Here is a 25,365-nt window from a genome sequence, read left to right on the forward strand (position 1 = left end):
TGTTTTTAACAGAATCGAGAAGCTTTTTTGTTTTGGGATGGTTTGTGGATTCTTTAAAAATCATCACAGATTGAGACGGTGTTCGAGGTTCTTAATTTTTGAAATAAAATCTAGTCATTTTAATTTTTTAACAGGAAGATTGTTACTTTTATTTCCATTTCATCGAATTTATATTACACTTTACGGATGAAAATTTTGTTAGTGACTTTATTATAATATATTTGTAGTTCTTAAATGAGCCCCTAACGACTTATTCAAGAACATTTTAGTCCATTTTATACTAGACAAAGTTGCATGTCTCCTCTTCCCTCGACGTTTTATGCAACGTTGGGCCGCTATGCCTAAAAATTAATTATCCATTCTTCCCTCGAATGGCATTTTTATGCCCAATTATTAATTAACTAAATAGTATATAACCCCTAAAATTGAATTAAAATGAAGACCCTAAAAATTACTCTATTACTTGCATTATTCTTAATGGTATCTAGCCAAACGTACAAAGCGAACACGAGTCTTGAAGCGGCAAAAAAAGCTGATGTTCAAGAAACAACCAAAACGTATTATGATTTGTTAGCGCATACTAGAGATAAAGTTGTGCTTCCTACCCAAGGATAAGCCTCTTTTGGAAATTTAAAAAGCTCTTATTTTGATTAATAAGAGCTTTACTTGTTTATGGATATAAGACTTTTTTTTAAATCGTACTTAATTTCGATTAAATTCAGTGTTTCAAATAATTATTCTAAATTTAAAATTTAATAATTCATTTCAGTGCTAAGAATCCTCTGTTTTCTAATCTTTTTCTATCTTTCCGTTCCCCAATGTGCTGCTCAAGACCTTCTTGAATCTGCTAAATATGACAGTATTTTAAAACTTAGAAATCAAGGGAGGGACAAAACCACATCTTTGGATGAACGTTACAAATATGCTCAAAAGGCTGTTGAACTTTCAAAAGAATTAAACGTTGATAGTATTATTTTAAGAAGTAATAGAGTTTTATCAACCGTATATTTATATCAAGGAGATTATGAAAAATTCAGTAAGATCAATCATAAAAACTTAGAGATTTCCAAAATAATACATGATACTCTCGTTATTGGAATTGCCAATCATAACCTGGGTTTTTACCACTCAACCCAGACTCAAAATGACAGTGCCTACTATTATTATAGAAAGGCCATTAAGAGCTATGATCAAGTTGGGGAAATTTCGAGAAAAATAGAGGTTATGTCTAATCTTTCCTTAATTCAATATATTGAAAGAGATTATTTTGGAAGTGAAGAAATGTGTATTAGGGCGCTCAGGCTCATAGAAGATTCTCCTTCCTACAAAGAAAACTTGCCGATGCTCTGGATCCTTAATAATAGACTTGGTAATATCTCATCTGATTTGGGCCAATACGAAACATCTCTTGAATACCATGAGAAAGCCATAAGCATCAGCAATAGGATGAAAAATGGCCGATCAGATTATTATACCTCCATCAATAACAAAGCCTATGTTTTAAGGAAACAAGGGCATTACACTAGGGCGATTCAATTGTATAATGAGATTTTAGCTCAAAAGGAACTGTTTATTGAAGATCCTAGTTTTTATCCGTTGATTCTTGAAAACCTCGCATTTACAAAATTTGAGTCCGAAGACAAGGATTCTGCTGCAATAGAAAACATGCTAAAAGAGGCTTACCGGCTGAGTGATAGTTTAGAGGACCCTATGACGAAGTTGGCAGTTACCATTGATTTGTCGAAATTTTATAAGAGTCAAAATAAAATTGACGATGCCATTACTTACGCACAAGAATCCTATCAATTGGCAACTTATCTTTCTTCAAATGATATTTTACTGGAATCGATGGTGCTTCTTTCTGAACTCAATTCAGGAGAGACCGGAAAAGCCTATTTGAAAGATTACATCAATTTAAGTGATAGTCTTCTGGCACATGAGCGCGGAATCAGGAATAAATTTGCACGTATTGAATTTGAGACGGATCAAATCGAATTGGAAAATGAACGCATTGCTACAGAAAAAATGTGGTGGAACATAAGTTCTATTGTTCTCCTCTTAACGTCTATCTTGGTTTATATCATCATTACGCAACGGAATAAAAATAAGGAATTGGAATTTAAACAAGATCAGCAGGCAGCCAATGAAGAGATCTATAATTTAATGTTGTCACAGCAAGATAAAGTTGACGGAGCTAGGGCAGAGGAGAAAAGAAGTATCTCACAGGAGTTACATGACGGGGTGTTGGGACGACTTTTTGGGACACGGTTGAGTTTGGATAGCTATAATTTAGTTGAAGGACAAGAAGCAGTGCAAATAAGATCAAAATATATTACAGAACTTAAAACCATAGAACATGATATTCGGAAAATCTCCCATGAATTGGATACCGACTTTGTGGCAGGTTCAGGGTTTATGGATATCTTGATAGAGATGGTGGAGCAGCAGACCGAAGCCTATCAACTGGACTATGATTTTAATTATACGGACGATATCTATTGGGAATCAGTTTCTAATAAAACTAAAATCAACATCTATAGAGTGGTACAGGAATCGCTTCAGAATATTTATAAACACGCCAAAGCAAAAACGGTTAATATTAGTTTCCAACTAAAAAAATCGGTAATTTGCTTGTCTATTAGTGATGACGGAATTGGCTTTGATCCTGATAAGAGCAAAAAGGGAATTGGCCTCAAAAACATCAATTCGAGAATTAAAGAACTAAATGGTTCGGTAGCATTTGATTCACAAGTTAATCAAGGCACCACCATAAAAATAAAAATCCCCTATACAATCTAAAAGTTTATGCAAAACATTCATATTTTAATGGTAGATGATCATCCTATTATTATTGAAGGTTACCAAAATACCCTGATGGCCACCAAAAAGGAAAATCAGACACTACAAATAGAGACGGCAAATGATTGTGATACCGCAAATGAATTATTACAGCGTGCCGCTAAGGAAAAACCATTTGATATCTGTTTTTTTGATATCAGTCTTCCGGGATCTTCTAATGGTAAATTGACCTCAGGAGAAGATTTGGCAAAGATGACGCGAGATATCATGCCCAATGCCAAAATAGTTATCTTGACCATGTTTAACGAATCTTTTAGGGTGCATAATATTATCAAGGAAATTAATCCGGACGGTTTTTTGATCAAAAGCGATATGACCTCCAGTGAGCTTGCAGAAGCCTTTCAGCATATTTTATCTTCACCACCATATTACAGTAGCACGGTAAGCAATTTTTTAAAGAAATCAGTCACGGCCGATATTTATGTGGATGATATTAATCGGAAGATCCTCCATCTTTTATCGCAAGGAATTCGTACCATTACCCTAAGAGAGCATATTAATCTTTCTATGAGTGCTATTGAAAAGCGCAAGAAACAACTGAAGCTGTTGTTCTCAGTAAATGATGGAAAAGATGAAACTCTCATTGAGGAAGCTCGGAAAAAAGGGTTTTTGTAACTGTTTATCAATGAAACTGGCAAATCTTCACTTTTGTTTGAGTTTTAAACGTGCAACAAAGCCATGCTACTGCTAGAAACTACGGTTTTGCCACAGCAAGTCTACGGTAATACCGTAATTTAATATCATATCCGTTTTCTATATTTGGCAGGTCAACAACAATTAATTAATCCCTCTAAAATGTTTGTTGAATTAATAGCAAAAAAGCACAAACCTAATAACTGACCTTCTGGAAAGTTATTAGGTTTTATTTATTTATAATAGCGAGTGATTGAGTTCTATTTAAAAACTTCAGTTTGTTTCTCAGTTTTTTGGCTGGTTTATTTCTTTATCCAATTTCCCATGACAGGACATCAAAACAAAAAGTTCGAAGCTATTAAAATATTTCGTTTTAAGCCATTTCTTAATAATTCCACAGGTGTCTGATGGTCAATTGTGTTCAATTTCAACAAAATCTTTTAAAATTTTGTAACTAATAATTTAGTTTTAACTAAAATTTTAGTTACATTGGCGTCGTACAGTTAGCGGATTATGGATTTTTAATTTCCTTATTCCTGATAAAATTTAAGATTAACTCAAAAGACAGCTGCCTTCGCAGGACCTTATTATGAAACAACTTACAAAAGCAGAAGAAGAGATTATGCAAGTGTTATGGCAATTGCAAAAAGCAAGCGTTAAAGCCATTATTGCAGAGTTACCAAAACCGAAACCTGCCTACAATACCGTTTCTACCATTGTTCGGATTTTGGAAAGCAAAGGCTTTGTAGATTATGAAAAACAGGGGAAAGGCCATTTGTACTTTCCTTTGATGGCAAAGACGGATTACAGCAACCAAAGCATCAATATGCTGGTGGATAATTATTTTCAGGGTTCGTTTAAGAGTATGGTTTCCTTTTTTGTCAAGAAGAATGACCTAAACTTAAAAGAAATGGAGTCTATTTTAAAGGAAATTAATAAAAAAGAAGATTGATATGTTACACTATATTCTACAAACTATCGCATTTCAGGTGTTCTTTTTGATCATTTATGATGCCTTTCTGAAAAAAGAAACCTTCTTTAATTGGAATCGCGCTTATTTAATCGGTACTGCATTTTTGTCGTTTACGTTGCCATTTCTGAAATTTGAAAGCATAAAGGCTATTGTTCCAGAACCTATGATTGTCAGACTTCCGGAAGTTATTATTGGCGAGGTGTCACCAACGTTTGATACCAATATTATGGTAATGGGCGCTGAGCAAGTTTCGGAACAAGCCATCACCTTTTCTTGGACTTATGTTTGGCTTGCTGGGATGGTGTTGGCAGCAGGTATTTTAGTTTATAAAATCGTAAAGATTGTGCGCATGCTCTATAAAAATCCACGGCGCTGGCAGGGTGATGCTCTATTTGTGTTTTTATTGAACAGCAGCGCGGCCTTCTCTTTTTTCCATTATATTTTTTTGGGGATTGATATTCAAGCTGAAAAGAAAGAGCATATCATACAGCACGAAATGGTACATGTCAAAGAAAAGCACAGTCTGGATTTATTGATCTTCGAAATATTGAGAATTGTATTTTGGTTCAATCCGCTTATTTATATGTATCAGAATAGATTGGCAAATTTGCACGAGTTCATCGCCGATGCTAAAGCCGTCAAATACAAAGGCAAATCAGCCTATTTTCAAAGTTTGCTGTCCCAAGTTTTTGAGACGCAGCACATCTCATTCATCAATCCATTTTTCAAACAATCATTAATCAAAAAACGAATCGTCATGTTAAGCAAATCAAAATCAAAACAAATCCATCTCATTAAATATGCCTTATTGGTCCCTATGGTTATGGGCATGTTGATGTACACCTCGTCTTATGCGGGTGAAATTAAAGATCCTTTTCCAATCTTTCAGAAGGAATCTAAAACTCAAGAATTGACCTTTCAGGAACTTGTGGACAAATATTACAATGAGATATTAGAAATGATGTCAACTGAAAAAGGTGTCGCTGAAGTATTCAAAAAGTATACTCAAAAAACGGATAACTATATCGACAGCAAAGAAAATGTTGCCAAAAATCAGGCTTTTATGAATTACATGTATAAAGCTATGAAGGATCGAAAGATAGCTGAAGGTGAATTTAAGGAAGATGATGATGAGAGGTATAAACGAATTACAAATAACTACAAGACGTATGAAGACTATCTGGCCTACAAAAAGACTGATTTAGCTAAAAAAAGTTGGGAAGAACTTGCGTCAATTGGTGAGAAGCGTTTGGTTGTTGATGATATGGGAAATTTGACCGAAGCTGAAAAAAAACGTAAAGCAGAACTATTGACTCTGGTTGAAAAAGATGATTTTTATAACAAACTTAACATGACCGATGGGAAATCCAATATATCGGTAGATTTTACTAAAAAAGATAAAGATAGGAAAAAAGATGATTTTGAAGCTTATGATATTGAAGTCCCTTTCGCAGTGGTAGACGAAGTACCTATATTTACAGGTTGCGAAGATTTTAATTCAAATAAAGAGCGCAAACAATGTATGTCTGATAAGGTGTCAATGTTTGTCAATAAAAACTTCAATGTCGACATCGCTAAAGAACATAATCTTAAAGGAAAGCAGCGCATCAGTGTTATCTTTAAATTGGGCAAGGACGGAAAGATTAGAGAGATCAAAGCGAGAGCACCACATCTAGCCTTAGAGGAGGAAGCGATTAGGGTAATACAACTATTACCTGAATTCACGCCAGGAAAACAAAAAGGGAAAGCCGTTACGGTGCCTTATAGTTTACCTATCCTGTTTATGGTGCAAGATGATAGTGTCGAAAGTGAAAAAACGGATAATAAAATTACAGGTAACGCTGATAACATCGTAGAAAATGTTGAGCTCCGAGAACAAAATATGGATGAAAATATCGAAGTTCCTTTTGCCGTAATTGAAGAAGCGCCAACGTTTCCATCTTGCGAAGAGTTTGGTTCAAGAGATAGTCGTAGGACCTGTACTTCTGATTATATAAGTCAATTTGTCAATAAAAATTTCGATGTGAAATTGGCAAAGAAATTGGGGCTAGAAGGAAAGCAACGTATGATGGTGATCTTTAAAATTGGTACCGATGGCACGATTTCAAACATTAGAGCAAGAGCACCGCATCCTGAATTAGAAAAAGAAGCCATTCGAGTGATTGGCATGTTGCCAAAAATGCTTCCTGGCAAGCAACGTGGTAAAGCAGTAATCGTGCCTTACAGTCTTCCTATTCTTTTTAACGTCCAAAAATAGATGGACGTTGGCGAAAACACATCTCTTTTTCCGGGAAGTGATTTTGCACAGCATAAGAATTTTGAAAGTATGTAAGATGCAAAACTTCAATTCGCGCTTTAATGACCAAGACCATCATGCCAAATACCAATAAAGATCTTCATGACGAAATGCTATTACTTTTTAATTATCGTGTTGCTTACGTGGAATGTCCAAGCCCAAGAAGCTGATTTGAAGCGCGCAGACAGCTTGTATGTCCATGGTAATTATTCCCAGGCTATTGCATTGTTTCAAAAGTATGAAAAGCAGGAACGCGTTTATGAAAAGATGGCAAAAGCCCATTTGGCATTGGGTAATTATGATCTGGCCTTGGAGAATTATGAGAAAGCGCTGAACGCATTTCCTGAGGATGCCTTAATTAAGTATGATTATGCCAAGCTACTTTCCAGAACGAAGAAGTTCAATGATGCGGCAGTGCTATTCAGTGAGTTGGTCTATCTTGATTATATAAATCCAAATTACCATTATGAATTAGGTCTCGTATTTGAACAACAGGGTGATTCTACGGCCATGAACAGATATCATTCTGCGTATAATCTCGACAAAACCCACCAAAAGTCCATTGCTAAAATAGCCCGATACTATTTAGTAAATCGCAAGCATGAGGCATCCCTTCAATATATTGATACCGGATTGGAAAGCTTTGCCAACAATGCAGAACTGATCAGTTTAAAAGCACTTAATTATTATTGGAAGGAAGATTATAAAGAAGCTACGATCTGGTTCGAAAAACTATTGGATTTAGGCGAAAGCTCTCAGTTTATCCATGAGAAGTTGAGCTTTTGTTATGCAGAACAGGCTTTATTTGACAAGGCGATTGTTCATGCCAGTCATGCTGTGGCCTATGATCGAAAAAAATCAGGAAATCTATATGTTTTAGGTCAGTTATATGAGAAGGTTAATGATTATGCTGCCGCAGAAGAATGGATCAGCAAAGCTTTAAATCTCATGGACCAGCCTTTAAACGCAGAGTATGTAAAATTGGCAACTGTTTTAAATTTGCAAAAGAAATATAAGGAAGCAATCGTTGCTCTGAACAGGGCAATTAAGGAAAATCCACAGGATGAAGTGGCACAATTCTTTTTGGTGCGTACAAAAGATGAGTATTATGTTGATAGAGATTCTAAAATTAAGGTCTATGAGGTTTTCATGGAGAAATTCCCTAAAAGTGTCTATGTACCCTTTGCCAATAAACGATTACAGGAGTTAAAGGAAGAAAAATTTATGAAATCTGAGTAAGGTTCAAATCATCATTAAAGAAATTAGCGTTCAGAAATAGGTCTTGTGAATTTATTCTCCAAAAAAATTGTACTTTTCAGCTTCAGTACCCTTATACAATGAAGCTACTATTACTTGTTTTCTTTATCGTCCTGACGTCTTGCGATTATTTTCAAGCTAAAAAAGTCTCCACTGAACAACTCTTGGAAGAAGAAATGCAAGCCATCAATTGGAATGACGTGGATGACTATCCAACGTTTTCTGATTGTGATAGCGCCACCACAACTCAAGAAAAGAAAACCTGTTTTGAAAATCACCTTTATGAGCTGCTCACATCCCATTTAGCCAATCAAAAAATTGTGGTGACTGAGGATGTGTCAGATACCGTAGTTTTAAAAATTCATATCGATAAAACCGGTCAATTTTCAATTAAGAACATTGACATGAATGCCTTGACCAGAGAACAGATTCCGCAGTTGGATAGCGTCTTGAGGCATAGTTTTGATTCTCTACCAAAAATTTATTCCGCCATAAAGCGCAGTCAGCAAGTAGCCACTGAGTTCAGTTTGCCGGTCATTGTCAATATCAAATAAATATATTTTAGAACTAAAAACAGCTGCTAAAGAATAAGTGGGTTAATTGAGTTTGAATTGAAGTCCAAAGGTAATATCAGTAGAAAAGTTGCCTTGGTTTTTGAAAAAGATAGCAGAAATTTGGTTGTAGCTCGAATTGGCATACATCCTATCGCTCAATCTTAGATCTGCGCCTAGGCCTATAATAACCGGCACATCAAACGTGATTTCATCAATTTGTTTCGTAATCTTGTTGGATTCATCATCTTCAAAAGTGATGGTGGCATTTGTGAAATTAAGGGTTGAAATTAGACATCACCGTACAAATTAAATAGTGAAGTATTTAAGACCCGATACCGATAGCCTTATAATTGGGGGTGGCCGTGGCGCTATAGTTGTCAATAAAGCGTGCTACTTGGTAGATCCAAAATAACTTTAGAAACTTCTAAGGTATTATTTGTAGGTTCTCTTAATTGCTCTTGGTATTCGTTTTCTGCATTTGGAGTAGCCTTCAAATCAATGAATTATTGATCTTCTGTTTTTGTGGAATAGCGGTAACGCTTTGGCAGTAATTGACCAAAGCAAATCAAGAGCCCCTTCAACGGCAGTTTTTTTAGTTGAATGGATTGCCCCGCCATAGTATAGATTTCTTAGATCATTGGCAAAAAAAGAACTGGACAAAAAAACCGCAAGGAGTACAAATTTTTTCATAAAAGCGAATTTATGGAATAGTAAATCTACCAAAAATAATGACACTTATTCTATTGACGATATCTGCGACCTTTCCACTTATAGCCTTTAAAAATTGCAATAAAGACCACACAAACACTGAAAAACGGATAATATAAGGCAGATAGCAAGTAATGTTTTAGATGATTTTTTTGATCAAAGAAATTAGCGGTTTTATAGATTAAAGTAAAATCGATACTGAGCTTTACCATAAAAATAAATAGGAGTGCTGTTGGTGTTAAAATACCACATGCCGTGAAAATAAGTCCGCAGATGATAAGTGCATTTTGCGCCAAAATAACAAGACTTGTAAGCTTTCCAAAGATGCTTTTGGACGCACTTGATTTTGCGGCCCATCGGACCCGTTGAGCAATCAAATTAGGTGTTGAGTTTAAAGCAGTAGAAGTGACAATGGTCTGTTTGCATTTTAAATAGTGCACTTTGGCCAATTTCTGCTCAGTTGCCTTTTCAAGTAGGAAAACGTCATCGCCGCTTGCTATTTCTGAGTTTCCCTGAAAACCATTGACCATTTTAAAAAGTAATTTTTTATAAGCAAGATTGGCTCCATTGCATAAAAATGGGTTTTTAATCCCAAATGCACCAATGGTTGCCCCTTGTAAACTTAAGACTTCTAAAAGTTGAAAATTTTGTAAGAATCCTTTTGTGTGGTGATAGGTTACCGGCGCAGCAATGAGATCAGGGTTTTGTTTCTGAATGCATTCGTCAAAGCTGTTCAGCCAATAGATGGGAAGTGTGCAATCAGCATCTGTGGTAACGACCCAATCATATTTGGCTCGCAAAATCGCCAAGCTAATAGCATCTTTTTTCGGTGAATTGGAGGAGTTTACATTTTTAATAACCTTAATATCAGTTGGCGTGATCCCTGTTTCTGTCAGAATTGCATTGAGCACGTCAACTGAATCATCGTCAGAATCGTCATCTACAAAAATAATTTCAAAATAATCTTTCGGATATTTTAATCTTGAAATTGATTTTAAAAGCAGAGGAAGGTTTTTGGCTTCGTTCCGAAAAGGAATAATAATACTGAAGCGTGTTTTTGGTTTTAGGAAGGTCAGTTCAAACAATTGAATCCGATCAAAACCCAGAATAAAACTCCCGATCAAGAAAATATAAATTACCGTAATGCCTATAATAAGGGAGATCATGAAACGGTTTTAGGAAGTTTAAAAGTCAATACGTGGTAACTGCCAATGACGCTAGGCAATACAAAATTTAATACCCACATCAAAGTGACGACAGATAATATAATAGGATTAGGAATGCCAAAAATCCCGAATACATACACCGCAACACCACCTTTAATAACTACATCAAAAATAAAAATGGATGGAATAATGGAGGATAACAGGTACATGGTGGAAATAGCTGCCATAGCTTCCAGATAGTATAGATCAATCCCAAATAGAACCAACAAATAATAAAATTGAAAAGAGAAAATCAAGTAACGCATTAAAGAAAACAAAACTGTTTTTAAGACGCTGTTCTTGGAAATTGATTTTGCGAAATTAATCAGTCGGTTAAATGCGTGTTTTTGCTTTTTAAACCAAGATACTTTTAGGAGATGCATCATACTGATGACTATAATACCCACAAGTAAAACCGAAATTAAGAGTCCGCCATAATTCAATTTTGGTTGAAAATATAAAATAAAATAGGCAAGACCCAATGTTCCAAAAATTGTGGTCATGGCCATTTGTAAGCTATGCGACAACAAATTCAAAAGCATTATTTTTTTTCGAAGATACCATTGATAGTACATTGCTTTTGCCCCGTATTCTCCAATTCGGTTTGGTGTAAATAATGACGCAGTAAGTGCGCCTAGACTTTGTGATGTGGCTTCCTGAAATGAGATTTTTGAAATATTAGCTACTAAGGTCTGCCATTTCAGGATTTCAAAAAACCAGTTAAAAAAACTCAGAGTTACTAAAATAATACTAGTATTTGTGGTAATTGAGCTAAGATCCGTCAGATTCTGAATCAGCTCTTTAAAATTTAAATCCTTATTTTGAAATAGTTTTAGATATATAAAATAAAATGCGGCAACAACAAGTCCTAATTTTATAAGTACAAGCGAGAATTGTTTAGTTTTGTAGGAGATTGCTATAAACATAATCGCAAATTAAATGATAATTAGCTTATGACACCTTATTTTAAAATACAAAACTTGAGTTGGCTTTTGTTTTTAACACTTATGACCACGTCTTTATGTGTAGGACAAAGGGATGTTGAGAAATGGAAATTACAGCTTGCGTTAGGGATCAATAATACGCTTGATGAAGGTCAAACTCCTGGCTATTTCTCGAAACAAATCAATTTCCCTACCATTAATTTTGGAGTTCAGTACATGTTTGCCAGAAACTGGGGTGCTAAGCTTGATTTGGGTTACAATCGGTCGTCTGAAGCAGAGAGTTCTTTACCTTACAAATTAAATTATACCCGCATTAATGCGCAGGCAGTGTATGATTTTAAAGATATATTTACCTTTTTGCCACCACCAATTGGCATCGTGGCACATGCAGGTCTGGGTGTGAGTATGACCAAACCTTTGGGTAATTTTTCAAATAACACTTATACATATATAAATCTATTGGCCGGTCTTGAATTGCATTACAGGCTGTCAAAGTCTGTATCAATTTTTGCGGATGGATCTTATGCATATTCGCTTGCTGGTAGTGATAAATATAATGTGGTCACGGATGGATTTTCATTTAATGGCGATTTAGCTTATGTTGCCATAGGAGTATCTATATCTTTGAGTGGGTGCAATTACTGTTCTTATTAGATGATAAAAGAAAAAATTATTTTAGGGATTGATCCTGGTACGACTATCATGGGTTTTGGACTTATAAAAGTGGTGGGTAAAACGATGTCTTTTATACAGCTCAACGAACTTGACCTCAAAAAGTACGATGATCACTATCTCAAACTCAAACTTATTTTTGAACGTACCATCGAACTTATTGATACCCATCATCCTGATGAAATAGCGATTGAAGCACCATTTTTTGGAAAAAACGTTCAGAGTATGCTAAAATTGGGTCGTGCGCAAGGGGTCGCGATGGCAGCAGGTTTGAGCAGAGAAGTTCCGATTACCGAATATGCTCCAAAAAAAATCAAAATGGCCATTACTGGCAACGGAAATGCCAGTAAAGAACAGGTGGCGAAAATGCTCCAAAGTTTATTGGGTTTAAAGACTTTGCCAAAAAACTTGGACTCCATGGATGGTCTCGCCGCTGCCGTATGTCACTTTTATAATGAAGGCAAGATTGAAATTGGGAAAAGTTATTCCGGATGGAGTGCTTTTGTAAAGCAAAATAGCACCCCTGCGACCAAAGGTGGCGTCAAAAACAATCCGATTATTGATTTGAGAAAAAAGAAAGTGTGAGGCTTTTTTGTTCTGTATTAGGAAGTTAGTAATCTTCAGCCAGCAGATCCGTATTCACTTAAGTGTTTCTTTATGAAACTTCAAGGGGCTTTGTGGAATAGCTTTTTTATTTTCGTTAATCTTTTAATCCCGAAAACCAATTTTACAAACAAAACCATTGTTGAACATCATTAGAAAAGGATAATCCATTTTGAAGTACAAAAACATGAACCACGCGAATAAGAGTGCTTCCACTTCGAGAAAGTTGGATGGGTCTTTCGGCATTTACATCCACATCCCCTTTTGCAAACAAGCCTGTCACTATTGCGACTTCCATTTTTCAACCTCATTAAATAAAAAGGATGAATTGGTCAATGCCTTGGCTAAAGAATTGGTATTGCGAAAAGACGAATTCAAAAACAAATACGTTGCAACCATTTATTTTGGTGGAGGCACCCCAAGTTTATTAGCGATTGAAGAATTAAAATTTTTGATTGATGAAGTCTACAAAAATTATAATGTCTCTGAAAAGCCTGAAATTACGATAGAAGCCAATCCTGATGATCTCATTAGTGAGCCTGACTCCCTGAGCGCAGCCGAAATGCTTCCTTTAACAATTTTCAAAGATTACAAAACCATCGGAATCAATCGTCTTTCCATTGGCATCCAATCTTTTTATGAAGAGGATTTAAAACTGATGAATCGCGCGCACAATTCGGAAGAAGCAAAGAAATGTTTGGAAGAAGCTACCAAGCACTTCGATAATATTTCCATCGATTTGATCTATAGTATTCCGGGGATGAGTAACGAGCGCTGGATTGACAATATTGAAACCGCACTGGCGTTTGACATTCCTCATATTTCAAGTTACGCATTGACCGTTGAGCCTAAAACAGCTTTGGCGACTTTTATCAAAAAAGGGATTATCAAAAATGTAGATGATGATTTGGCGCAAGAGCAATTTCATATTCTTATTGAAAAACTGGAAGGCGCTGGATTTATACATTATGAACTTTCAAATTTTGGAAAGGAAGGATATTTTAGTCGCAACAACTCGGCCTATTGGCAAGGTATACCGTATTTAGGGATTGGACCTTCGGCGCATTCATTTGATGGAAAACACCGTGGGTGGAATGTGCGGAATAACTCAAAATACATCAAATCTTTAGATAAGAACATTGTTCCTATCGAAACGGAAACTCTTTCTATTAATGATAGATATAATGAATATATAATGACTGGTTTAAGAACCATTTGGGGTGTTAGTTTAGAGAAAGTAGCACAGGAATTTGGCGAATCGTATAAAACGTATCTTTTGGCGCAATCCGAAAAACATATTATGGAACATTTATTGTATCTTGACGATGGCAAGCTGCTGGTCACAAAAAAGGGCAAATTTTTGAGTGATGGCATTGCATCTGATCTTTTTAAAATCAATTTATCTTGAAAGCAATCATCGAGCACCATTCCAAAATAATAAAAATTGACTTATCAAAACCACTTGATATTTCCATCCCACTTCGAGCTTCAACAACTAACGTCAATGCGTGGTATATTGGAGAACCAAAAATTGAACCCGTTAAAAATGACGATTGGATTGGAAGTGTGAAGGCGGGTGCTGCGGTCAATTTCAATAATATTTATTTCAATCCACATGCCCACGGGACGCATACGGAATGTATTGGTCATATTACGGAAGAAGGCCACTCCATTAACAAGAATTTAAAACAGTTCTTTTTTACTGCAGAATTAATTTCTGTTGCTCCAGAAAACTACATGAAGGACACGGTGGTTTCCAAAAATCAAATTGCACTCTTGCTGAAGGGTAAAACGCCTGAAGCGCTTGTTATCCGGACAATGCCCAATACAAAAAGTAAAAAGAATCGGCATTATTCTGAGACCAATTGGACTTATTTAACTGAGGAGGCGATGGTGTTTCTACGGGAAAAAGGAATCAAACATTTGTTGGTAGATTTGCCAAGTGTAGACCGCGAACATGATGGAGGAAAATTACTGTCACACAAGGCTTTTTGGGATTTTGATGGCAATAGAAGGTTGGATTGCACCATCACTGAATTTATATATGTGAGAAACAAAATAATGGACGGGAGTTATATGTTAAATCTGCAAATTGCACCATTTGAAAATGATGCTACTCCAAGTAAACCAGTGCTATATGAACTCATTGATTGACATGAAAACAACTTTAAAACTTGAGTAATTGGCTATGTTTGCTCTCGGGATTTTTGCATTTAACCAATTGGATTTTGCCTGGTGGTGGTTTTTGATTTTAATCCTGACCCCTGATATTGGCATGGTCGGATATCTCATCAACACAAAAATTGGTGCACTGAGCTATAATATTTTTCATCATAAAGGCGTGGCGATCTTAATTTATTTTACGGGCATTTATCTTGCAAACGAGATGCTGCAGCTTGCGTGTATTATCTTATTTACCCATGCAGCGTTGGATAGGATTTTTGGGTATGGTTTAAAATATAGCAGTTCGTTTAATGATTCGCATTTGGGACCTTTGAAACTTAAGTAATTACGTTAAGACCAAGTCTGACGTCTCAATTATATTAGCTTCTAAGTCGTAAATTACTTCTTCAGTACATTCTTTCTGCCCTTATAACTGAATGTATCAAAGAGATAGGTTGATTGTAGTGTAATGAAGGTCTCCTATTGAAATGCTTATATTTTTAAGGGGGTTAAAAGGCGAATCGAATTAACTCTCCAGTATCCTTATTGCACATTTGGAAAACGTTTTAAAGTGTCAAAACTTCAATCATTGACGGTAATTTCCGATTTGATTTTAGCAGCTTTATATCAAATTGTAAATTTCTAAATAGTCATCCTATTTGACAACAGTCTTTTTAAGTGTCTATTATTTAGCTAAATACAATTGTTGTTGTCGATTTTTTTTTATATTTTTATACATTAGCAATTATAGCATTTGCGTTTTTGTTGAATATTTCTTGAATTTTGTGGACGTCCCCAAGATGATATCCATAAAATAAGATGAAGTCATAGTTGTAATTCATTTTGTGATGCGCAGTTATATAAGATATAATCTATCAAAAAATATTCAATAATTTTTTGAAAAATACTCTCCACGATATTGAAGCTAGCGGATCATTATTTCTCCGTGGTGCTTCTAAATTTTAATAAAATAGCAACGTTTATATTTTGTATTTAATCGCTTACAGTTGTGTGCCTTTTAATGGAAGAAATTATGCGCTCATTTTTTTGTAATCATGTTGTCCCTAAGTAAAAATGGCAGATGCATCGTTTGATGCTCATCATCCCATTTTATAATCTAAAATTAAAAACTTAAGTCAAATGAAAACTCTAAATCACATGAAAAATTTAAATTGTCGAATACTGTTGGTGGGATTCTTTTCGCTATGCTTTATTCCAACCTCACAGTCACAATTTCTCAAACGGCTTCAAAAACGCGTAGAGCAAAAGGTTGAAAATGCTGTTATTGAGAAAACTGCCAATAAAGCGGCAGAAAAGGCTTCTCAATCTATGGATAAAATGTTTGACATCAATCCATTTGGGGCAGGTAAAGAAAAGGCTGATCCATCTTTGGTAGCGAGTTCTTATGATTTTACTTGGAAATATTCACTTAAAATGTCAACTGCTGAAGGCGAAATTGTTTTTGATTATTACCTCAAACCTGATGCACCTTACTTCGGATTCACTTCTGCCATGATGGCTAATATGTTTACGGTTATGGATAATGAACATAATATCATGGCCATGTTTATGGGTTCTGACGGAAATAATATTGGTATGGTCAATAAAATGCCGGATTTGGATATTGACGAAGTTAACCAAGAAACCGAAAAGTTCACTTTTGAAACCTTGCCAAACAAAACCATCAATGGTTATGATTGTAAAGGGGTTAAGGCCGTCAATGACGGATATGAAATGATCATGTATTTCACTACGGATGCTGAAGTTAGCTTTGATGATATCTATAAAAATAGCAAAACTAAAATTCCTGATGCACTCAAAGATTATTTTAACCCTGATGATAAGGTGCTCATGATCCATATGGATATGAAAAACTTAAAAAACAAAAAAGAAAATGCAACCATGGAGTGCATAGGTCTGGAGGAAGTTAAAAAATCAATTAAAAAAGCTGATTATAAATTCATGTAAGCCATTGTTTGCATGTAACGACTCTTTCAACCTTAAGTTCATTAAAAACTTCAGTATGTTGGTTAAACCTTAATCTCGTCGTAGTTGTTGTTCAGCTTACGGTAAACATCTATTCTGAAAAATGAAGGATTGCAGACCATCAATTTCATAAAAACTAAAACTCATGCAAACGCACATTTCTATTTTATTGAGTTTCGCATATATGGCTTTAAGCTTTTCACAAGCCCAACCAGCAATTGATAATTACCCATTTGCAAATTTGGATGTAAATTTGGTCGTATTCCCTTTTGGTATGGAAAATCCAATTGTTATTGGAGCGCTATCTAAATCAGGAGAAATTAAATTTGATTTTCCTTCAGTATTAGAAAATGTGACAAAAGAAGATGAAGTGAGCGAATCCTCAAAACTCTGGTACACTATTTTTTCGCAATGTGATAAGGGTTCAGAAATGGTTGCGGAAACCGATAATATATTTTCTTTTGATACAGGAGCTTTGTCTCTTTGGACAACTGATAATCGTTATGTAGGTGTAGTTTTTACTGTGTCAAATGAAGATTTACTCCCTTGGATTGAAGATTCTACAGATATGGATCCTATTCTGGCATCCTATTTTGAATTGATTTATGTAGCCTCTCCTTTTCAATATAACCATGATTGTATCGAAACGATAATGTTAGATGATGGTGATGCTCAAGTTAGTTACACGTATGATCTCGACCTAAAAGCAGGTTTTAATTTTATCGAATATAAAATTGAAAACGTTCATAAAACCAATCCTAACGTTATGGCGTCTTTTCCTGATAAAGTGTTGGTAACTTCTGTAGAAGGTATCCCAGACTGTAAATGGGTAGGGAAATACTTTTAAAGATGCCCAGAATTCATTAATTTTAAACACGTTCAATTGAAATCTGAACGTGTTTTTTTATGAACATCGAACAACTTCGCCAATATTGTATTTCAAAAAAAGAAGTCACAGAGGACTTTCCATTTGATGTCGATACCCTTGTTTTTAAAGTATTGGGGAAAATGTTTGCCTTAATAGGATTGGAAAAGTGGGAAGCAGGTCAGAAAACCATCAACCTCAAATGTGATCCTGATTATGCAGAGGAATTACGTGCTGAATATGAAGCTATTTATCCTGGTTACCACATGAGCAAAAAACATTGGAATACCATCGATTTAACGACGGACGAAATATCTCCAAAACTCTTGGCCGATTTCATTGATCATTCCTACGAAATGGTGGTCAAAGGCATGCCCAAAAAGATGCGGGATTCCTTAAATTGAAGTTCAAAATTCCAGGTTTCATGTTCACAAAAGTTCTATCTTTGAAAAATCAAAACCTCTAATTGGAATTTGATATTTTATTGTTTGGAACTTCAAGTTCTATTAATCCTCAATTGTTATTCTTATGTCGGTTTTACAAATGCTTCAAGACAGAAGCAACAACACTTGCGAGCTATGTGGTTCCAACGAAAATCTATCCCAATACACCATCCCTCCATCGCTAAATGAAAATGTAGCCAATGATGTTTTGGTCTGTAAAACCTGTTTGGACCAAATTGAAGGGACTGTTGACATGGATACCAACCATTGGCGTTGTTTGAATGACAGTATGTGGAGTGAACATGTGGCCGTCCAAATTATGGCGTGGCGAATGCTCCAAAGAATGCGGGCAGAAGGTTGGCCAAAAGATTTGTTGGACATGATGTATCTTGATGCTGATGCTATGGCTTTAGCAAGAGCTACTGGAGAACATGAAGATGAGGCCAATAAAATCATCCACCGTGATGTGAATGGTGTTGTTTTGGAAGCAGGAGATTCAGTCGTGTTGATTAAAGATCTGAAAGTTAAAGGTTCTAGTATGGTCGCCAAGCAAGGTACAGCGGTTAGAAACATTCGTCTAGATCATGAAAACGCTGAATTTATTGAAGGAAGAGTTGATGGTCAGCAGATTGTCATCATCACTAAATATGTAAAAAAGAACTAATTGTATTGGTTGGCATTCAATCGCTCCTGATTTTCAATCGTCTTTATTCTTTCGTTTAAAAAGTCCAAATCCAAGTGGAAACATAAAGAATAAAAAGAAGAACTTTCCAGAAAGCACACCGTAAATGGTAATTATGGCAGCAATAGTCAACAGTATCCAAATGTGTTTTGTGTTCATTTGGCTGTTGATTTTATGTAGGCAAGTGGCGTCATTCCCAATGCCGATTTAAACTGCCGGTTAAAATTTGAAATATTTGAAAATCCTGAGGCTTCAGCAATTTCCGCAATTGAAGATTCACTCTTATTCTGCAATAGTTTACAGGCATGTTCTAGCCGCAACTCGTTCAGGAATTGGATATATGTTTTGTTGGTTCTTTTTTTGAAATACTTACAAAAAGCATTTTTCGTCATATTGGCAATTTCCGAAATGGCCTGTAATGAGATCTCTTTATTAAAATTGTTCATGGTATATTCAAAAACATTTCGCATCCTTTTGCCCTCGTTATCCGAATACTTTTTACCATATATAAATGAGGATAAGCTTTTATATTCGACCGTTGACGCAATCTTCAACAATTGAAGCAAAATTAAAAGTTGGCTTAATTTAGAGGGTTTTTCGAGCTCCAGAAATAAGGTTTCCAACTGTTTTCTTTCAGAAATTACTTTAAATCCGTGTTTGGAACGGTTGAAAAACTGTTGTAATTCCTTGAGTTCTTCAAGTTCGAAAAAATCAGTTCCAAAAGAGTTCTTCGTAAAAAACAGTGTAAACATGCGCGATCTAGAGATGTTGTAATCACTTTTAAAAACATGCGGGAGATGGCTTCCAATCACCAAAATATCACCCTGTGCATAATAATTGATGCTATCTCCAACAACGAGTTTGCCTTGTCCTTCCACAATATAACTTAACTGAATTTCCTCATGTTGGTGCAATTTATCGTAAAAAATTAGGTCGTCATCAATCTGAAAGTAGAAGGCGTCTTGATGAGGTTTCGGTATTTTAAAAGGTAAAACTTTCATGGTGTTGTACAACGTAAACTATTCAAAAATAAAGGTTTTATTTTTATAATGGATAATGTCCTATTAATTTAGGTTAAATGAAGATTAATATGACGTTCTAAAGACGCTTAAATTTACAGTATTTAAACGCCAAAATTATGAGTATTCAATGGAAAGGCATCATGCCAGCAGTCACCACAAAGTTCAACGATAATGATGAACTTGATTTAAAGAACTTTGAAATCAATATCAATGCCCAGGTAGAAGCGGGTGTTCACGGCATTGTTTTGGGCGGTACTTTGGGCGAGGCCAGTACCTTATCAGATGCTGAAAAACGCACTTTGACCACCACCACGGTAGATATTGTAAAAGGTAAGGTCCCGGTTTTAATCAATATTGGGGAACAAACCACAAAGAATGCTATTCTGGCAGCACAAAAAGCTGAAGAAGATGGCGCTAGTGGATTGATGGTGTTACCTCCAATGCGTTACAAATCTGGAGATCGGGAAACGGTGGCGTATTTTAAGGCCATTGCCGATAATACATCATTACCTATCATGATATATAATAATCCCGTCGATTATAAAATTGAAATCACCTTAGATATGTTTGAGGAACTGCTTAAATGTGATAATGTGGAAGCCGTTAAGGAATCTACTCGTAATATTACAAATGTAACCCGAATAAAAAATCGTTTTGGTGACCGACTGAAAATTATGACTGGTGTAGATACGATTGCGCTTGAAAGTTTGATTATGGGAGCTGATGGTTGGATTGCAGGTTTGGTATGTGCCTTTCCAGCAGAAACAGTAGCCATTTACGAACTTCAAAAAGCGGGCAGAATTAAAGAGGCCATAGAAATATTCCGCTGGTTCATGCCTTTGCTAGAATTGGACATTGTTCCTACATTGGTGCAGAATATAAAATTGGCCGAAGTGTATACAAAGATTGGTACTGAAAATGTACGTGCACCACGTTTGCCGTTGGTGGGTGAGGAGCGGAGGCAGGTTATCAAAACAATTGAAGACGCCATCAAAAGCAGACCAAAATTACCAGACTATAAAAATATATAAAATAAAGTCACGATTACACGAATAAAAATTGAAAGAATGGTCTTAGAGTGGGTTTCAAAAGTTGATAGTCCTAAGACGAAAGCTTAAGTAAAGACTCACTTCAATTCAGAAAAATGTAAAAGTTCAAGAATTCGTAACAAAAAGGGGAAAGGTATGATCACAGGGAAAAATTATATTGGAAATCAACAATCGGCAGAAGGTAATACCACTTATAAAACCTTCAATCCGCAGTTAAACATTGAAAACGACACCGTTTTTACAGAAGCCACTTCAGAAGAAATTGTGGCTGCCGCTTATTTGGCTTCAGATGCATTTGAAGTTTATAGACAGATATCGGGGGCAAAAAAGGCGGAGTTTCTCAACAGTATTGCCTCAGAGATTCTAGCTCTGGATGAGCTGTTGATCCAAACGTATTGTGCAGAAACCGGATTGCCCGAAGGAAGAGCGCGGGGTGAACGAGGAAGAACCATCAATCAGTTAAAATTATTTGCAGATTTGGTGACCGAAGAATCGTGGGTTGAGGCCACAATAGACAAAGCACAACCAGAACGTCAACCCATGGCAAAATCAGACATTCGCAAAATGCTGATCCCGATTGGTCCGGTCGTTGTTTTTGGAGCGAGTAATTTTCCGTTGGCATTTTCAACGGCGGGTGGCGATACCGTATCGGCATTGGCATCAGGCTGTCCAGTAATTGTCAAATCGCATCCGATGCATTCCGCAACTGGGGAATTGGTAGCGTCAGCCATTATAAAAGCAGCGCAAAAAACGGGAATGCCCAATGGCGTTTTTTCTAATCTCAATGGGAAGAGTATTGAAGTGGGACAAAAACTGGTAAGACACCCAAAAGTAAAAGCTGTCGGATTTACCGGAAGTTTTAACGCTGGAAAAGCACTGTTTGATCTCGCTGCACAGCGTGAAGAACCTATTCCCGTATTTGCGGAAATGGGAAGTGTCAATCCAGTAGTTTTGCTTCCAGAAACCTTGAACATTAAAGCCGAAGCTTTGGCAAAAACCTATGCGGGTTCAATAACTTTGGAACAGGTCAATTCTGTACCAATCCAGGATTGTTATTGGGAATCAAAAGTGAGTCTTTATCTAAATTTATTCAAAATTTGTCTGAAGAAATTTTAAAGATTGATCCTACTTCCATGTTGCATCCAAAAATTCATGAGGCCTATGATCGCAACAAGAATACGGCAATTTCACAAAACGGAATTGACGTAGCTGCTGATTATAGTTCAGAAATAAAGCCCAACTACGCGAAACAAGCAATAGTAACTGTGGATGGGGCCACTTTTTTGGACAATTCCACCTTGCATCAAGAGGTTTTCGGGCCCTTTTCTATCGTAATACAATGTGAGAGCGAAAAGCAATTGGAAGAGATCATCTTGAACATGGAAGGGCAGCTCACCGGTACTGTCATGGCAGAAACTAATGAATTATCAAAATATACAAAAGTGATTGCTGCTTTGCAGGATAAGGTAGGGCGTATCATTTTTAATGGAGTGCCTACGGGTGTTGAGGTCTGTCCTTCCATGATGCACGGCGGTCCATTTCCAGCTTCAACAGATAGTAGGTTTACGGCAATTGGCGTGCACGCCATCAAACGTTGGGTACGCCCTTTCAGTTATCAAGATTGGCCTAATGAATTATTGCCAAAGGCATTGAAGGATCGAAATGTTTTGGGAATAAATCGTTACATTAATGGGATTCAAACTAAAAAGGACCTATGAATTTTTTAAAATCTATTATCATTTTAATACTCTCGCTTTTTGCGACGGATCATGCACATTCTCAAAATCCTTCAACCATGTTGGATAGCTTGATTAATAGTTACGAGCAACATGATGGTTATGATAACAAACGCTATCCCTTAGGCTTATATACTAAGGACTATTTTAAAGCAGAAGCCGATTTTGCTCAAGAAAAGCTCAATGAATTATCAATAATTGATATTACAGGATTACCGGAAACCCAACGGATTTCGGCCGAACTTTTAGCATTTTCCTTACAGGGCAAAATCGATTATTACAAATTTGAACACTATCTCAACCCGCTGCTTTCAGATTCAGGCTTTCATAGTAATTTAAATTATGGGGTTGGGCCATTGTCTAATTACGGGCAAGTCAAAAATTATTTAAACCGTTTAAACGCCATTCCGGAGTTTGTGGACCAGAATCTGGAAAACATCCGTGAAGGTTTGAAAAAAGACGTTTCACAACCCTTAGTTATTTTTAAGGGCTATGAGTCCACCTATAACGACCATATTGTAAAGGATTATCAAGATAGCTTTTTTTATTCACCATTTAAAAATCTACCGAACGATTTAACACAAACACAAAATGATTCCGTATTAAATGCGGCTCAAATAGCAATCGAAACTAAAGTAACGCCTGAATTCAAGCGCATCAAAACGTTTTTTGAATCGGAATATTTTCCAAAAACAAGAACCACTTTAGGCATTTCTGAAATCCCGAATGGAGAAGCATACTATCAAAATAGGATCAATTTTTACACCACCAGTACGCAATATACAGCGGATGACATTCACCAAATCGGATTGAAGGAAGTGGCGCGTATCAAAGCAGAAATGGAGCAAGTCATCAAAGGCTTAAATTTCGAAGGCAGCTTCGCCGATTTCTTTCATTTCCTAAGGACTGACAAGCAGTTTTATGCGGAGACTCCAGAACAATTGTTAATGATTGCACGTGATATGGCCAAACGGGCAGATGCGCAATTGCCAAGATATTTTAAAACACTTCCCCGTAAACCTTATGGTGTGGCTCCAGTGCCTGAGGCCATCGCTCCAAAATATACCACAGGCCGCTATATTGGAACTTTTAAGGAGAATACAGATCCTGGATATTATTGGGTAAACACTTATGATTTGCCCAGCAGAACCCTATATACCCTGCCAGCATTAACCGTTCATGAAGCTGTTCCTGGACACCATTTGCAGATAAGTTTAAACAATGAATTGGGAGATAGTATTCCAAAATTTAGAAAAAACCTGTACCTGTCAGCGTACGGCGAAGGTTGGGGCTTGTATTGCGAGTTTTTAGCCGATGAAATGGGCATGTACACCACGCCTTATGAGCAGTTTGGAAAACTAACCTACGAAATGTGGCGTGCCTGCCGATTGGTTGTTGATACAGGAATTCATGCTAAAGGCTGGACACGTGAGCAAGTGGTGGACTATATGGCCTCAAACACTGCATTATCATTACATGAAATCAATACGGAAACTGACCGCTATATCTCATGGCCAGGGCAGGCCTTGTCCTATAAAATAGGAGAGCTTAAGATTCGGGAATTACGTAAAAAAGCGGAAAAGGAATTGGCTTCAATGTTCGATATCAGAGATTTCCATGAAATTATTTTAGAGCAGGGTACCGTGACCTTAGCCATCCTGGAGAAGCGCGTTGATAATTATATTCAGAAACTAAAAAATGAGTAAGAATACCTTCGTTTGTATCGATGCACATACCTGCGGAAATCCGGTGAGAGTGATTAAAGAAGGTGGCCCAAACCTTATTGGGCATTCCATAAATGAAAAGCGCCAACATTTTTTAAAAGATTATGATTGGATTCGGAAAGGTTTGATGTTTGAGCCTCGCGGTCATGATATGATGAGTGGTTCTATATTATTTCCTCCTCAAAATCCTCAAAATGATTTTGCCATTCTATTTATAGAAACCTCTGGCTGCTTACCTATGTGTGGCCATGGAACAATTGGAACAGTCACTATTGCCATTGAAGAAGGCTTGGTTATACCCAAAACACCAGGTCGCATCAAAATGGAAGCACCGGCAGGATTGGTGGAAATTGAATACCAACAATCAGGATCTAAGGTGGATTGGGTAAAATTGACCAATGTGAAAAGTTATTTGGCTGCAGAAAATCTGACCGTTGAATGCCCAGAGTTGGGAATGTTAACTTTTGATGTGGCCTATGGCGGAAATTATTACGCAATCGTAGATCAACAAAAAAACTTTGCAGGCGTGCAAGCGTTTTCTGCCTCAAAAATTATTCAATTTTCTCAAGTGTTAAGACAGCGCATCAATGAGAAATATCCCAATTGGTTTGTGCATCCGGAAAATGAGAGTATAAGAAATGTTACACATCTACTTTGGACAGGCGCACCAATCAATGCGGCGTCCTCTGGAAGAAATGCAGTTTTTTATGGCGATAAAGCTATAGATAGAAGTCCTTGCGGCACAGGAACATCCGCACGTTTGGCGCAGTTGTACACAAAAGTGCAGCTGCAGATTGGTGAAGATTATGTTCATGAAAGTTTTATAGGAAGCAAATTTATAGGTCGTGTGGAAAAAGAAACCACTTTAAATAATACCTTAGCTATTATCCCGAGCATTAAAGGTTGGGCCAAAATATATGGACATAACACCATAACAATCGATTCTGAAGATGATCCGTATGCCTTTGGATTTCAGGTGATATAAATTTAA

23 protein-coding genes and 1 pseudogene are annotated in these 25,365 nt (G+C 36.4%); 20 read left to right on the forward strand and 4 right to left on the reverse strand.

Annotated elements, in window-relative coordinates; all coding sequences use genetic code 11:
- The first annotated feature begins 435 nt into the window (after positions 1–435).
- The 7 genes from G525_RS0108940 to G525_RS0108970 all read left to right on the forward strand — a co-directional run bounded on the left by G525_RS0108940 (position 436) and on the right by G525_RS0108970 (position 8,572).
- Positions 436–615 carry a hypothetical protein gene (locus G525_RS0108940; protein ID WP_027125877.1) on the forward strand — a complete coding sequence of 60 codons (180 nt, stop codon included), beginning with the start codon at positions 436–438 and terminating at the stop codon, positions 613–615.
- A gap of 153 nt (positions 616–768) precedes the next feature.
- Entirely contained in the window at positions 769–2,799 is a 2,031-nt protein-coding gene (locus G525_RS20585; protein WP_051209863.1) for a tetratricopeptide repeat-containing sensor histidine kinase, read from the forward strand.
- A gap of 6 nt (positions 2,800–2,805) precedes the next feature.
- Entirely contained in the window at positions 2,806–3,474 is a 669-nt protein-coding gene (locus tag G525_RS0108950; RefSeq protein WP_027125878.1) for a response regulator, read from the forward strand.
- Between the two features lie 607 nt (positions 3,475–4,081).
- Positions 4,082–4,444, forward strand: coding sequence for a BlaI/MecI/CopY family transcriptional regulator (locus tag G525_RS0108955; protein WP_027125879.1), 363 nt, complete (start codon positions 4,082–4,084; stop codon positions 4,442–4,444).
- 1 nt (position 4,445) lies between these two features.
- Entirely contained in the window at positions 4,446–6,722 is a 2,277-nt protein-coding gene (locus G525_RS21710; protein ID WP_051209864.1) for a M56 family metallopeptidase, read from the forward strand.
- Between the two features lie 141 nt (positions 6,723–6,863).
- Complete coding sequence (locus G525_RS0108965; RefSeq protein WP_027125880.1) at positions 6,864–8,000, forward strand: tetratricopeptide repeat protein; 1,137 nt, start codon at positions 6,864–6,866, stop codon at positions 7,998–8,000.
- A 98-nt stretch (positions 8,001–8,098) separates the two neighbouring features.
- Positions 8,099–8,572 carry a hypothetical protein gene (locus G525_RS0108970; RefSeq protein WP_027125881.1) on the forward strand — a complete coding sequence of 158 codons (474 nt, stop codon included), beginning with the start codon at positions 8,099–8,101 and terminating at the stop codon, positions 8,570–8,572.
- A gap of 740 nt (positions 8,573–9,312) precedes the next feature.
- On the opposite strand, the gene G525_RS0108980 is transcribed toward G525_RS0108970, so the two are convergent.
- Both G525_RS0108980 and G525_RS0108985 read right to left on the reverse strand, forming a co-directional pair.
- Positions 9,313–10,446: a glycosyltransferase gene (locus tag G525_RS0108980; protein WP_027125883.1), complete on the reverse strand. Its 1,134-nt coding sequence runs from the start codon at positions 10,444–10,446 to the stop codon at positions 9,313–9,315.
- Positions 10,443–11,411: a lysylphosphatidylglycerol synthase domain-containing protein gene (locus tag G525_RS0108985; protein WP_027125884.1), complete on the reverse strand. Its 969-nt coding sequence runs from the start codon at positions 11,409–11,411 to the stop codon at positions 10,443–10,445. Before G525_RS0108985 ends, G525_RS0108980 begins: the two co-directional genes overlap by 4 nt.
- A gap of 81 nt (positions 11,412–11,492) precedes the next feature.
- Here G525_RS0108985 and G525_RS0108990 point away from each other — a divergent pair, with 81 nt between their 5' ends.
- The 9 genes from G525_RS0108990 (at position 11,493) to G525_RS0109030 (ending at position 18,825) form a co-directional block, all read left to right on the forward strand.
- Positions 11,493–12,083 (forward strand): porin family protein, encoded by a 591-nt coding sequence (locus tag G525_RS0108990; protein ID WP_051209866.1) that lies wholly within the window; start codon positions 11,493–11,495, stop codon positions 12,081–12,083.
- Positions 12,084–12,686, forward strand: coding sequence for a crossover junction endodeoxyribonuclease RuvC (gene ruvC / locus G525_RS20595; RefSeq protein WP_245577758.1), 603 nt, complete (start codon positions 12,084–12,086; stop codon positions 12,684–12,686).
- Positions 12,687–12,891: 205 nt separating this feature from the next.
- Positions 12,892–14,112, forward strand: coding sequence for a radical SAM family heme chaperone HemW (gene hemW / locus G525_RS0109000; RefSeq protein WP_051209867.1), 1,221 nt, complete (start codon positions 12,892–12,894; stop codon positions 14,110–14,112).
- A complete protein-coding gene (locus G525_RS0109005; protein ID WP_027125887.1) occupies positions 14,109–14,858 on the forward strand; it encodes a cyclase family protein in 750 nt (249 codons plus the stop codon). Before hemW ends, G525_RS0109005 begins: the two co-directional genes overlap by 4 nt.
- Positions 14,859–14,892: 34 nt before the next feature.
- Positions 14,893–15,213, forward strand: coding sequence for a DUF4260 domain-containing protein (locus G525_RS20600; protein WP_245577768.1), 321 nt, complete (start codon positions 14,893–14,895; stop codon positions 15,211–15,213).
- A gap of 812 nt (positions 15,214–16,025) precedes the next feature.
- Positions 16,026–16,835: a DUF4412 domain-containing protein gene (locus tag G525_RS0109015; RefSeq protein WP_027125888.1), complete on the forward strand. Its 810-nt coding sequence runs from the start codon at positions 16,026–16,028 to the stop codon at positions 16,833–16,835.
- A gap of 163 nt (positions 16,836–16,998) precedes the next feature.
- On the forward strand, positions 16,999–17,700 hold the full coding sequence (locus G525_RS0109020) for a hypothetical protein (RefSeq protein ID WP_027125889.1): 702 nt from the start codon (positions 16,999–17,001) through the stop codon (positions 17,698–17,700).
- A gap of 59 nt (positions 17,701–17,759) precedes the next feature.
- Entirely contained in the window at positions 17,760–18,122 is a 363-nt protein-coding gene (locus tag G525_RS0109025; RefSeq protein ID WP_027125890.1) for an MmcQ/YjbR family DNA-binding protein, read from the forward strand.
- 124 nt (positions 18,123–18,246) lie between these two features.
- Positions 18,247–18,825 carry a PhnA domain-containing protein gene (locus tag G525_RS0109030; RefSeq protein ID WP_027125891.1) on the forward strand — a complete coding sequence of 193 codons (579 nt, stop codon included), beginning with the start codon at positions 18,247–18,249 and terminating at the stop codon, positions 18,823–18,825.
- A 33-nt stretch (positions 18,826–18,858) separates the two neighbouring features.
- On the opposite strand, the gene G525_RS22385 is transcribed toward G525_RS0109030, so the two are convergent.
- Positions 18,859–19,002, reverse strand: a complete 144-nt coding sequence (locus G525_RS22385) for a hypothetical protein (RefSeq protein ID WP_027125892.1) — start codon at positions 19,000–19,002, stop codon at positions 18,859–18,861.
- Positions 18,999–19,844, reverse strand: a complete 846-nt coding sequence (locus G525_RS0109040; protein WP_027125893.1) for an AraC family transcriptional regulator — start codon at positions 19,842–19,844, stop codon at positions 18,999–19,001. The genes G525_RS22385 and G525_RS0109040 overlap by 4 nt, the downstream gene beginning before the upstream one ends.
- Before the next feature lie 137 nt (positions 19,845–19,981).
- Between G525_RS0109040 and G525_RS0109045 the strand changes: the two genes are divergently transcribed.
- The 4 genes and pseudogenes from G525_RS0109045 to G525_RS0109060 all read left to right on the forward strand — a co-directional run bounded on the left by G525_RS0109045 (position 19,982) and on the right by G525_RS0109060 (position 25,359).
- Positions 19,982–20,896 carry a dihydrodipicolinate synthase family protein gene (locus tag G525_RS0109045; RefSeq protein WP_027125894.1) on the forward strand — a complete coding sequence of 305 codons (915 nt, stop codon included), beginning with the start codon at positions 19,982–19,984 and terminating at the stop codon, positions 20,894–20,896.
- A 153-nt stretch (positions 20,897–21,049) separates the two neighbouring features.
- Positions 21,050–22,632, forward strand: a pseudogene (locus G525_RS20605) (aldehyde dehydrogenase (NADP(+))).
- Positions 22,629–24,356 carry a DUF885 domain-containing protein gene (locus G525_RS0109055; protein WP_027125895.1) on the forward strand — a complete coding sequence of 576 codons (1,728 nt, stop codon included), beginning with the start codon at positions 22,629–22,631 and terminating at the stop codon, positions 24,354–24,356. The pseudogene G525_RS20605 and the gene G525_RS0109055 overlap by 4 nt, the downstream one beginning before the upstream one ends.
- Positions 24,349–25,359 carry a 4-hydroxyproline epimerase gene (locus tag G525_RS0109060; protein ID WP_027125896.1) on the forward strand — a complete coding sequence of 337 codons (1,011 nt, stop codon included), beginning with the start codon at positions 24,349–24,351 and terminating at the stop codon, positions 25,357–25,359. The genes G525_RS0109055 and G525_RS0109060 overlap by 8 nt, the downstream gene beginning before the upstream one ends.
- Positions 25,360–25,365 lie beyond the last annotated feature (6 nt).

Origin of the sequence: Gelidibacter mesophilus DSM 14095 (assembly GCF_000423005.1) — a bacterium.
Taxonomy (GTDB): domain Bacteria; phylum Bacteroidota; class Bacteroidia; order Flavobacteriales; family Flavobacteriaceae; genus Gelidibacter; species Gelidibacter mesophilus.